This is a genomic window from Nocardia sp. NPDC004604 (genome assembly GCF_040609795.1).
GTDB lineage: Bacteria > Actinomycetota > Actinomycetes > Mycobacteriales > Mycobacteriaceae > Nocardia.
The window spans coordinates 11,653-23,251 of the sequence record NZ_JBEXLC010000071.1; the positions used below are offsets into that span (position 1 = coordinate 11,653).

The window sequence follows — 11,599 nt, forward strand, 5'->3', positions numbered from 1 at the left end:
TTCACCGCGTCGTGCCCGAGCCACTGGACGGAGCCTGACCCCGGGCAGGGTCCCGGGTGGCCGGGTCGGTTACCGGGGAGATGGGTGTGGGCATCGGAAAGGCCATTTCGATATGGGCGGCGGCAGTCAGCGCGCGGCGCTCGGCGAATGGGGCGGTGATCAACTGGACCCCGATGGGAAGGCCCTCGGCCGAGACGCCCGCAGGGACCGTGACCGCGGGCAGGGCCAGGTAGTTGGCGGCGATCGTGAGGCGATGCGCTGCATACATGGTCGCGACTTGTGCGGTGCCGCCGAGGTCGTAGCCGACCGGCCAGGGCAGTTCGTCCGAGACCGGGCCGAGCACGATCGGATGCTCCGCGAGGAAGCGGGACCACGCCGCGCGGCGGGTGAGGCGCTCACCCAGCGCGGTCATGTAGCCCGCCAGATCCAGCGGCGGGAACAGGTCGATCGCCGCGTCGATGAAAGTGTTCAGCCCGGCGCTGCCGACTAGCCGCATGGCTTCGCGGCGCTGGACCACCACCTCGGTGGACACCAATCGGCCGTAGTCCGCCGCCACCTCGCCCAATTGCGGCGGATCCAGTTCGGCTACCGGATATCCCGCGCGTTCGAGGGCGTCGGCGCAGCCGAGCAGCGCAGCCCGCACCTGCGGATCGATATCGTCACCGAGCGTGACGGCGACCGCGGGCAGGGCGGTATCGGTCACGTCGCGCACCGGAATCCATCCGGGATCGCGCAGGTCAGCGCTGTCGCTGAGGACCTCGAAGGTGGTCGTCAGATCGCGCACGGTGCGCGCCAACGGCCCTGGTGCCGCGAACAATTGGTTCGTCGGCGCGGGTGCGGCCCCGGACAGGCTCGAGGCCACCGCCACCCGGCCGGGCGTGGTGCGCAGGGAGGCGACTCCGCAGAACGCGGCGGGTACGCGCAGTGAACCGCCGAAGTCGGTGCCCAGCCCGAGGGGTGTCATGCCCGCCGCTACCGCGGCGGCGTCACCGCCGCTGGAACCGCCCGGGCTGCGAGTCGGGTTCCACGGATTCACCGTCGGGCCCGCCTCGTCGTTGTCGGTGTGCCAGCGAGTGGCGAAGTCCGGCATGTTCGTTCGCCCGATGACGATCGCCCCGGCCCGCCGCAGTGCGGACACCGCGGGTGCATCCACTGCCGCGACGGCCTGTCCCAGGGCCGCCACGCCCCAGGTGGTCGGGCTGCCCGCGACATCGAGGTTGTTCTTGATGGTGACCGGAACCCCGTGCAGCGGCCCGGTCGGCACCCTGCGGTCGGCTGCGGCCGCCTCCGCGCGCGCGGTCTCGGCGAATACCGTGGTGAGCGCGCCGATTTCGGAATCGACCTGCTCGATGCGCTCGAGATGCGCCTCGACGACCTGGGCCGCGGTGACCGCGCCCTCGGCGATCAGCGCCGCGAGCGAGACCGCGTCCCGCGTCCACAGCGCGCTGTCCTGGCCGGTGTTCATGATGCCTCCTGTTCGGCGAATACCGCTGCGGTGCGCGGTGTTCGGCTGTCGTCGATGGATTTGCCGAGGGTGATGAAGAAGAGGATCAGCCCGACGGTCAGCAGGATGTGGCCCACACCCGCGCCGAGCGCGATTGCCTCACCACTGCTCTTGCCCAGCACGGTGAGGGTGCCGTGCAGCGTCATGGCCGCGATGGTGATGGCCAGGCCGATGTTGTACAGCCAGAAGAACCAGCCGTACAGGCTTTTCCGGGCGCTGAGCGTGAACTGCTTCTCCAAGGCCAACACGATGAGGAAGAACAGCATGCCCAGCGCCAGCACGTGGGTGTGTACGACACCGAGCTGCGACTGCCCGGTGAAATGTTCGACCTTGGTGATCTCGCGGTAGTAGAACCCGGCGATCAGGCCGATGATCATATAGATGTGAGCGGTATTGAACAGCGTCTTCATCGGGCGCTCAACGGTTTTCACGGCGCAGCAGCAGCGCGCCGGTGGCGGCCACCAGGGCGGCGGTGAGGCCGTGCACCTTCATGGCGGTGGCGGTGGAGCCGCGGCGCACCAGGATGGTGAGCATGTCGCCGGTCGGGATGACGGCGATGGTGAGCAGGGAGACGCCGACGGCGCGGCGCTGCCCGGCCGCGAGCAGAGCGAGCGGGATCAGGCCGGTGACCACATCGCGGACGCCTTTGACGTTCAGGAAGCCGTCGGCATCACCGTCGGTGAGGCCGAACTCCGAGGCCATTCGCTGCGGGGCGAGCAGATAACCGCCGCCGACGAACATGATGAACCCGGCTCCCAGTACGGCGCCGGCCGTACCGAGACGTTCGCCGAGCCGGCGGGAACCACGCACGGAAACAACTGATTCCGTGTTCGAGGGAACGGACATGAACACTCCTGGATCGGTGGGATACGCGTCCCGAGCATCCAGTGCTGCCCGTACCGTTCGCTGACAGTCGTTGTCAGCGAACGGTACGCAAGAGTTCGAGCACCGCCTCGTCCGGAAGCCGGGCGCCCGCGAGGAATTCCGCGCCCAGGCGCACGGGCCCGAGCGCCGCTTCCGCTTGGTCGAGCGCCCGCCGCCGGAACGGGCCGATGCGGATTACCCCGGCCCTCCGGTTGATCCGGTCGGTGGCGCCGAGAATGCGGGCCGCGCGCCCCGGGGCGCCCTTCGCCAGAGCAACCAGGGCGTAACCGATACCGACCTCGGCCAGCAGCGCCGCCGAGGTCTGGGCGGCCAGATCGCGGGGCATGGCCAGCTCTCGCAGCGCGTCGTCCGGCCGCCCCGCCGCGACCAGGGCCGCCGCGTAGGCGGTGGTCATGAAGACCAAGGTCACGAAGCGAGCGGTGTCGTGGCGTCCCGCGGGTGGTGGGCCGACGGGGAGCGGATGTTCGGACATCCGCCGGTACAGCTCCATCGCGCGGTCGTTGTCGCCGCGCTGGTGCGCCAGCTGCGCCTGCGTCGCCGCCAGGAAGCGCGCGGGCGAGGGGATGATGTGCGGGGTGAACAGGGCCTCGGCACGGCCGAGATGGGTTGCCGCACCATCGGTATCGCCGCCGACCAGGTGCATATCCGCCGCGAAGAGCAGCACGCCCATGCGCTCACCGGCGCCCAGGTCGGCGCTGAGTAGTTCGAGTGCGCTCGCGATCAGCGGGCGGGCGCTGTCCAGTCCGAGCACCCGGGTCCGGTAGCTGGCCAGAGAGATCAGGGCGCGACTGTGTGACCGGGCATCACCGTGCGCGCTCAGGCAGGTCACCGCCGCTTCCAAAGTGGGCAGAGCGCGGGCCGGATGATCGCCGCCCAGTTCATCGAAACCTCGTGCCAGCAGCGCATTGCCGCGTAGCCACGGATCGTCGGAGATGGTGCACGCGGTCAACAGGCTGTCGTCGTCGCGGAGCAGGTCACGCAGCGCTAGTATGAGCACGAATATCGGGTGCGGGGGCCGATCCTCGGTGAGGGCCGCGCGGGTCAGCCGCTCGAATTGCCCCGTGTTCTCCCGGATTTGGCCCCACCAGATGTTGGTGAAGTACGCCGGCAGCTCCTCGGCGTACCGGCTGGCCAGATAGGCCCCGGTGCACCCCGGCGGCGGTGTGTCGCCGAGCAGGGCAAGGACCTCGCGGCGGCGTTCGGAGATGTCGCCATGCAACCCGCGCAGCAGCCAATACCAGACGAGATTCGCGTACAGGCGAACCGCACGCTCACCATCGCCGACGTCCAGCGCCCACCGCAGCGCGGTTTCGCAATTGCCGTGTTCGGCGATCAGCCGCGCGAGCCAATCAGGGTGTGCGGCAGTGCGTAATCCGTGGGCGGCGGCGTCAGCGAATTCCAGGAAGCAGTCGGCATGAATGCGCGCGACCTCGGCCGCATCGCCGGCGGCGGTCAATTCCGCTGTCGCATAGGCTCGGATGGTCTCGGCCATTCGATAGCGCTGTCCATCGAAGTCCACCAACGACTTCGTCACCAGTGAGGCGACCGTGTCAATGGCATCCGGACCACACACCCGGGTGACGGCGTCCAAGGTCGCGCCGCCCGCGAAAATCGAAAAACGCCGGGCCGCTGCGGCTTCCGCATCGGTGAGCAGTCCCCAGCTCCAGGCGACGGCCGCGTACAAGGTGCGATGGCGCGGGACCGCGTGGCGAGTGCTGTTGGTGAGCAGCCGGAAGCGATCGGTGAGCCGCGTGCTGAGGTCCGGCAGCGGCAGGCTCCGCAGGCGAGCGGCGGCAAGTTCGATAGCCAGCGGCATGCCGTCCAGGCCGCGCACGATAGCGCAGATATCCGCGGAATTACTCTCGGACAGCGCAAAATCCGGGACTGCCGCGGTGGCACGGTCGATGAACAGCCGGACCGCGGGCGATGCGGTGACCGCCACGATACCCGCGTCGGCTTCGGGCAGGTCCAAGGTCCGGACCGGATACAGTCGCTCGCCGTCCACGCCGATCGGCTCCCGGCTCGTGGTGAGTACCCGCAGCAGGGGCAGCCGCTGCAACAGATCGTCGATCAGGCGCGCGGTCGCCTCCACGACATGCTCGCAGTTGTCGAGTACCAACAGCACTCGGCGGCCGGACAGCGTCCGCTCCAGTACATCGGCCCATTCCGTGGACAGTTCGTCGGGTCGCTCGAACTGAGCGAGCGCGTTCGCTATCGCCACACCGACCGAGTTCATGGCCGGCCGGTCGGCTCGTTCCCGCTCGAGTGCGGCGAGCTCGACGAAAGCGTAACCGTCCGCCCAGTCCTTGGCGTGCGCCCCGACCGTCTCGGCGGCCAGCCGGGTCTTCCCCACGCCCCCGGTACCCGACAGTGTCACCAGTCGGGCCTCGCGCAGCGCCCGTCGCACTCCTTCCACGTCGCGTCCGCGCCCGACGAAGCTGGTGAACCGCCTGGGCAGCAGCGGCGCGGACACCTTTGGTGTCCCGCTGGTCCGGGATGCTGCCGCAACTCCCGGTCGACCCGATCCGGGCGTCGTCTCGATGGCAGGTTCGTTGACTGCGGGATTACGGGGTGCGCTCGTGTGAATTTCGGCCAGGGCCGAGCGCAGCACCTCGGCGGGTGTCGTGCCGAGCTCGTCCAGTAACAGGGTCTCGGTTTGTTGAAACTGTTTTATCGCCTCGGATGTTCGTCCCGCTGCCGCCAGCGCCCGCACCAGCCGTGCGGCCAGCGTCTCCCGGAACGGATGTGCCGCTGCTTCCGTGCGGAGCTCACGCAGTACCTCGCCGCCTCGGCCCAGGGCCCGAAAGGCGTCCGCGCGCAGTTCGATTGCCTCGAGCCGCTGTTCGGTCAATCGCAGTGCCGCGGCGCGCAATGCCTCCGATTCCCCCGCATCGATCAACGGCTCCCCGCGCCACAACGCGAGCGCGGCATCGAAGCACGCGATGGCTCGTTCGGCCGCACCGGCCGCCAGCAATGCCCGCCCCGCCTCGACCTCACGCATGAACCGATGCACATCGACATCCTCGGGCGCGAGTTCGAGCACATACCCGCCCCCGTCATTCCGCACCGCCCCCGGTGCCGCCGCGCGCAACCGACTCGCCAAGGTCTGCAACGCATTCCCGGTCCCCGCCGGCGGGTCCTCCCCCCACACCCCGTCCACCAGCCGCGCCGCCGGCACCACTCGCCCGGCTTCGAGCGCCAGCAACCCCAGCAATGCCCGCACCCGCGGCCCCCCGACTGACGCCTTCGTCCCGTCCGCGGCCTCCACCAGCACCGGACCCAATAGCCTTACCAGCATGAATCGCCCATCTCGCGATTGATCCTGCGTGTCGCCCGGCCCTCTCGTCAACCTGGACAAACCTGGGACCTCGCCGCATTGCGGCTATCGAACCGGCGATGCCTTCTCGACGTAGGGCGGATCCAGGTAGCCACCAGTATTGCCACGAGCGGATGAGCGGCTGTCAGCCGGCGAATTTCGCGATGGCTTGCGCGGTGACCGGGGTGAAGAGGTTGATCAGGTTGCCGTCGGGATCGCGGAACAGCAACGACCGGTTCCCCCACGGCATCGTCGTGGGCTCGTTGACGAAATCCTCGACCGCATCCCGCAACCGCCGGTAATCGGCATCGACGTCGGGGACCAGGAATTCGATGATCGCGGTGTGGTTGTCGGCTGGGCGCGCGCTGCCGGCCGCGAACAGCGCGACGGTGCGGGTGCTTCCGATCGCGAGGGTGCCGGCCGGTGTGACGATTTCGGCGAAATCCGGTGTAGCCCAGGTTGCTTCGACACCGGTCACATGCTCATAGAAGCTGACCAACCGGTGGATGTCATCGGTGATCAGACGGATCGAGACGAGCTTCATCGCGTACTCCTGCTGTCGGATGCGGCGGAAGTTCCGCCGCCGCATGCCACGGTAGAGTCAATACCGGACAGTTTCCGCCCGGTATAGATGCAAGAATTTCCCGATGACGCGCCCCACCGCCCGCGCGCTGGCCCTGCTCGAGCTGTTGCAGGCCGGCGGCACCCATACCGTCGGCGAACTCGCCGGACGGCTCGGCGTCGATGAACGCACCGTCAGGCGATACGTCACCCATCTCACCGAGCTGGATATCCCCGTCCGATCGGTGCGAGGCCGCTACGGGGGTTACCAGCTCGCCCCCGGATACCGCATGCCACCGCTGATGCTGACCGACGACGAAGCGGTGGCCGTATTGCTCGGACTCCTCACCAGCCGGTCGACAACTGCCACCTTCGCGGCCGACAGCGCGACGGCCAAACTCCGCCGCGTCCTGCCCGCACGTCTGACGGTCCGGCTGGACGCACTGATCAACACCGCCGAATTCACCGCCGACGCCCGCCCGGAAGTCGCTGTCGAGAGCTCCGTCCTCCTCCTGCTCGCCGAAGCCACCCGCGAACACCGACCGGTCGCAATTGATTACACCGACCGCAACGGGCGGCCCAGCGAGCGCACCGTGCACCCGTACGGGCTCGTCGAGCACTCCGGCCGGTGGTACCTGATGGGACAGGACAGCAGCAGTGACAAACTACGCCAGTTCCGGCTCGACCGCATCACCGCGGTGACCACACGGCCCGGAACATTCACTCCGCCCGCCGGATTCGAGCCGGCCGCACATCTGCTATCCGCACTTGCCACTGCACCCTATCGGCACGATGTGTCGGTCCGAGTTCAGGGAACGCTCACCGAAATCCGCCCGCTGCTACCCGCCGCGATCGCGACCGTGCAGGAGATCGACTCACCACCCTCTGACACCGACCGATGGGTCCGGGTCCGAATCCGGGCCGAACAACTCGACTGGATTCCACCACTCCTCGCCGGCCTGAACCGCCCGTTCGTCATCGAACACCCCGACATCCTCAACGACGCCGTGCGCACCCTGGCTCGCCGACTGACCGCGGCCGCCGACGGCAGATACCGAACCCACAGGTAAACCGGCTAGTTCGGAGGCCGATGGGACAGAGCCTGGGTCGCGACCGACGTCGCGGCTTGGCAGGCCTGCCCGGGTTCGGTCTGGGTCGGGAGGATGACCTGGGTGTAGAGCAGTTCGCTGAATGCCTCGCCGGTAGCCGAACGATGTTGGCCTGGCCAGGTGTCCCAGCGCTTTGTCGTTGTGGTGATTACGCATCGGCCGGGCCCGCTCGTCTTGCTGATATCCCACACCCGTGCCGGAAATCCGTTGATGGTGGAGCGTTTACCCATGAAGAGGTTCGGGTCGTTGATCATGACCGACACCATCGCTCCGGGAGGCGTGTCCGAACTGTCACTGGCGCGCCACTGACAGTCCTGTTCGGCAGGTGTGGATTTGTCGGCGAGGCCGGTCAGATTCAATGTGGTCTCGACCTCCGGCAGGGATATCGAGCCGCACAGGTCATATCCGTGCAGCGAGTCGCTCGGATACGCGATGCGCGTATACGCCCCACTCTTCATGGTCGCGACGATGGCATCGACCGCATGATCTCGTGCCGGGCACGGATCGACATCGGTGAGTCGCTGACCATTTCGGTCGGCGCTCGCGTGCAACAGGACTCCCTCGCCGTCGGCCAGACGAACCGTCGCGTCACACCAGGCGCCGTTCCGGGATGTGCCTTTGGTGATGTGTATCGGCCCGCGGTCGGTCGATACCGCATCCGATGAGGCGAGGTCGGCCGTGTGGGCGCCGAGGATCGTCCAGACAGCTATGCGTCCCTGATCCTTGCCCACGAGGGGCAGGCTGAGGTTGCACCTGACGAAGTCGGCCGGTTCGATATTTATCGCGGCATCGACGGTCTTCAGATCGGCGAAGGCGTTCGGTGCGATGAATCCGCAGGGATCCAGGGTCGTCACGTCTCCGATCGGTGGCACTGACGCCGAGGAATCGGTGTCACAACCCGCGCCCAGACAGGCGACGAAAAGCAATGCGGCGATAGACCCAATGGTCCCGCCGACCCGTCGACGATGGATCACGCCCCCTCCCAACATCCTGGTGAAACCACGCTTGAAAACCCCGGCGCCCAGACTAGTGCGTCCGTTGAATGTCGGACCCGGCAGCCTGACCCACGATTTCCTGCGGACTCCGCGCTGGCGGGGCCGGCTCGGTGAGCTCGACGTGCCCACACTCGTGGTGCAGTCGCGCCGACCCGTTCTTCCCGGTCGGCAACGGCGAGGTCCTCGCCGCCGAAATCCCAGGGACACGACTGCTCGTCCTCGACGACATGGGTACCGCTCTGCGCCACGCCGCGGCCGACCAGGTCGCTGCCGCCATGCTCGCCCGGTAACCGCCCGGCTCGGAAGCATCCTGAGCGGCGGAACGCACAATAATGCCGCATATCGGTTGTTCGGCAGCCCGAAAAGTGCTGTACGGCAGCTCGTCTCACGCCGCCACAGTCAAAGGGGTTCGGTATCGTTCGTTGCCGCCTTTGACGCCATCGAGAACGGCGGCTGTTCGAACATCAATTTGTCGCCTGTTGTAGCGGTCGTGCCAGGCTGGTGACCGTATTGGCATCCTGCACGGCAAAGCAGGGCCCACAGGGGGCAAGCTCAGACCAGCGCGACCCATCAGCTGCCGTTGGAATCCTGATGCACTCGCAGACGGACTCCGATATATCGGCCATCTCTACAACACGGACTGCCTTGTCGACGTGTGGTGCAGGGATTGGTGCGAGTAGGCGATGCCCTATCCAAAAGGCCCCAACCGGAGGAAAACCACCGATCAGGGCCAATGAACCAAGTGTTCGTGCAATAACGAACTTGGTGGAGCTAAGGGGAATCGAACCCCTGACCTTCTCGATGCGAACGAGACGCGCTACCAACTGCGCTATAGCCCCGTGCGGCTCCGGGGAACCGCGCTGTGACACTGTATCAGGCGGGGTGGGCAGACTCCGAATCGTGTGGTTGAGCTGGGCAGATGCGAGGGAGAGTGCTCGACCGGACGCGGTGTCCGGATCGGGCGACCGGATGATCAGGCGCCTGCGGCTCGGCGCATATCGCCGCCGTGGCCGCGGCGCAGGGCGCGGGCGGCGGCGGCATCGAAGGTCTCCAGGTGCTCGAACGTGGGGTCTTCGTCATCGGACTCGATGAGGGCGGAGCGGCGGCGCAGGGCGCGGGCGGTATCGCGGTCCATGACGCGCTGTTGGGCGCGCCGCTCGGCTTCGCGTTCCTCTTCGACATGCTCGCCGCGGCTGCGGGCCAGCCGTGCGAGGCGACGGCGCCGGATCTCCTCTTCCATGCGCACCTGCTTGCGTAGGTAGGCGAGGTAGGTCACCAGGACCAGCGCGGAGCCGCCACAGCCCCACCAGAACAGTGGGTTGAGTGCCACCGAGAGTCCGCCGAAGGTGAGGGCGGCCAGGATCAGGCCGAGTACCGCGCGCTGACGGAAGGTGTAGCGGGCCGCGCGCGCGATGGCGTCGGCCTCGGGGTCGAAGCCGCCGCGGCCACGCCGAGTGGGCACGAAATCCGAATCGTCGGAATCGGATTCGTCGAGACGAGCGGGTGGCGCCGTCCGGGCCGAGGGAATCCGGGCACCGGTCGTTTCGGTGTGCTCTGCCGCCACCAGGTCATCATCGGCCGTCGCACGTTGCTTCGCAGCCGTTCGGGCCGTTGCGATCTCGTCATCGTCGGAATCTATGCGGTCGAGTTCGCCAGCAGCGCCGTCGAATTCACCGTCCGCATCGTCGTATTCGTCACGGTCCGCATCGTCGTATTCGTCACGGTCCGCATCGTCGTATTCGTCACCGTCCGCATCGTCGTATTCGTCACCGTCCGCATCGTCGCATTCGTCACCGTCCGCATCGTCGTATTCGTCATCGGCGGGGTCGAAATCGTCGACTTCACCTTCCCTGTCGTCGATTTCGGTATCGGATACCGCCGACGTGGCTTCGGGCGGGTCGGCCGTGGCATCGTCGTCCTCGGTGACCTGCTCGTCGGCCGGTGTCGTCATCCGGTCCTCCGCATCATCGCTGTGGGATAGCTTTCTCTGCACTCGGGTCGGGCGGTAGTCCGGATCACTGTCATGTCCGGCGGCGGGTCCACTCTTCGCGCGCCGCTTGGAACCTCCGCGGTGCAATACGCGGGTCGCCAACGCCGCGTCGGTAGTCTGCCTGATCCTGGGATGCCGGTCGGCGAGGATCGGGAACAGCACGAAGACCCAGAGCACGACCAAGCCAATCCACAGGATCGAATTCGGCATCTCGCCTCAGCACCTCCGTCCCCGCCGCATCGTCTGTTCGACCGGGCCGCACCGCGCCCCGTCGCGGTGCGTTCGCTCGCCGCAAAACGCCTCGGACGGGCGGACGTCCGGTCGCCGCGGGGCGTATTCGGCACTGGTCACCGAGCGCCTCACAGCTCATCCTTTCGAGCGACCTGCAAGCAATCGCTACGGTCACCGCCGGTGGCGCAGGACGCACCTCCGACGTCCGTAGGTTAATTCGGTGTCGCACCAAGTTCGGTCAGGCGCGCCGTGCACATACGCCACACCTGTCACATTCCCACCATTATTGCCGCGCGTCGCGACCGCCGGGCGCGTCGAAAACGGTACGGGCGTGCCGTCATCCGGCAGTCAGGGCAAGGTGGCCCGCCCGTCGCGCACCAGCCGGTCCACGACGGTGCCCGCCACCTCCTCGACGGTGATGCCGACCAGCAGGTGGTCGCGCCAGGCACCGTCCACATCGAGGTAGCGCTTCAGCAGACCCTCCTCGCGGAAACCGACATTGCGCAGAACCGCTTGGCTGGCCAGGTTTTCCGGCCGCACCGTCGCCTCCACCCGATGCAATCCGACGGGCCCGAAGCAGTGGTCGAGACCGAGCGCCAGCGCCGCCGTCGCCACCCCCTGACCGCCCAAATCCTTGGCCACCCAATAGCCGATCCACGCCGAACGCAGGGCGCCACGCACGATATTGCCGACGGTCAGCTGGCCGCTGAAGGCACCGTCGACCTCGATCACGAGCGGTATCATCGCGCCGCGTCTGGCCTCGGCCTTCAGACTCGACCACAGCGACGGCCAGTTCGACGCATGGTTGCGTGCCTCCCAGGCACCCCGCCCGGTTGGCTCCCACGGCTCCAGATGTGCCCTGTCGCGCAACCGGATCCGGCTCCACACCGCCGCGTCGCGCAACCGCACCGGACGCAGACTGACCTCGCCCGCCGCAACCCGCACCGGTCCCAGATGCGCGGGCCATCCGGGATGCTGCGTGCCCCGGAACACGTTCATCGTCTCCAC

At 67.5% G+C, this 11,599-nt stretch carries 9 protein-coding genes, 1 tRNA gene and 1 pseudogene; 2 read left to right on the forward strand and 9 right to left on the reverse strand.

Going from position 1 to position 11,599, the window contains the following annotated elements:
- Position 1 precedes the first annotated feature (1 nt).
- The 5 genes from ABZW16_RS24680 to ABZW16_RS24700 all read right to left on the reverse strand — a co-directional run bounded on the left by ABZW16_RS24680 (position 2) and on the right by ABZW16_RS24700 (position 6,249).
- Positions 2–1,465, reverse strand: coding sequence for an amidase family protein (locus ABZW16_RS24680; protein WP_354958360.1), 1,464 nt, complete (start codon positions 1,463–1,465; stop codon positions 2–4).
- Positions 1,462–1,914 (reverse strand): DUF2871 domain-containing protein, encoded by a 453-nt coding sequence (locus tag ABZW16_RS24685; RefSeq protein ID WP_354958361.1) that lies wholly within the window; start codon positions 1,912–1,914, stop codon positions 1,462–1,464. Before ABZW16_RS24685 ends, ABZW16_RS24680 begins: the two co-directional genes overlap by 4 nt.
- Positions 1,915–1,921: 7 nt before the next feature.
- Complete coding sequence (locus tag ABZW16_RS24690; protein WP_354958363.1) at positions 1,922–2,350, reverse strand: DUF4267 domain-containing protein; 429 nt, start codon at positions 2,348–2,350, stop codon at positions 1,922–1,924.
- Between the two features lie 73 nt (positions 2,351–2,423).
- Complete coding sequence (locus ABZW16_RS24695; protein ID WP_354958364.1) at positions 2,424–5,687, reverse strand: BTAD domain-containing putative transcriptional regulator; 3,264 nt, start codon at positions 5,685–5,687, stop codon at positions 2,424–2,426.
- A 163-nt stretch (positions 5,688–5,850) separates the two neighbouring features.
- A complete protein-coding gene (locus ABZW16_RS24700) occupies positions 5,851–6,249 on the reverse strand; it encodes a VOC family protein (protein ID WP_354958365.1) in 399 nt (132 codons plus the stop codon).
- Between the two features lie 103 nt (positions 6,250–6,352).
- On the opposite strand from ABZW16_RS24700, the gene ABZW16_RS24705 reads away from it, so the two are divergent.
- The gene (locus ABZW16_RS24705; protein ID WP_354958366.1) at positions 6,353–7,336 is read left to right on the forward strand and encodes a YafY family protein; all 984 of its coding nucleotides are present in this window, start codon (positions 6,353–6,355) and stop codon (positions 7,334–7,336) included.
- A gap of 5 nt (positions 7,337–7,341) precedes the next feature.
- Here ABZW16_RS24705 and ABZW16_RS24710 read toward each other — a convergent pair whose 3' ends face one another.
- Positions 7,342–8,229, reverse strand: a complete 888-nt coding sequence (locus ABZW16_RS24710) for a hypothetical protein (protein WP_354958367.1) — start codon at positions 8,227–8,229, stop codon at positions 7,342–7,344.
- A 229-nt stretch (positions 8,230–8,458) separates the two neighbouring features.
- On the opposite strand from ABZW16_RS24710, the pseudogene ABZW16_RS24715 reads away from it, so the two are divergent.
- Positions 8,459–8,660, forward strand: a pseudogene (locus tag ABZW16_RS24715) (alpha/beta hydrolase); the annotation flags it as partial.
- Between the two features lie 473 nt (positions 8,661–9,133).
- On the opposite strand, the gene ABZW16_RS24720 reads toward ABZW16_RS24715, so the two are convergent.
- From ABZW16_RS24720 to ABZW16_RS24730, 3 genes are all read right to left on the reverse strand, one after another.
- Positions 9,134–9,209, reverse strand: a tRNA-Ala gene (locus ABZW16_RS24720).
- Between the two features lie 134 nt (positions 9,210–9,343).
- Positions 9,344–10,570: a gephyrin-like molybdotransferase receptor GlpR gene (gene glpR, locus ABZW16_RS24725; RefSeq protein WP_354958368.1), complete on the reverse strand. Its 1,227-nt coding sequence runs from the start codon at positions 10,568–10,570 to the stop codon at positions 9,344–9,346.
- A gap of 369 nt (positions 10,571–10,939) precedes the next feature.
- Entirely contained in the window at positions 10,940–11,590 is a 651-nt protein-coding gene (locus ABZW16_RS24730; protein ID WP_354958369.1) for a GNAT family protein, read from the reverse strand.
- Positions 11,591–11,599 lie beyond the last annotated feature (9 nt).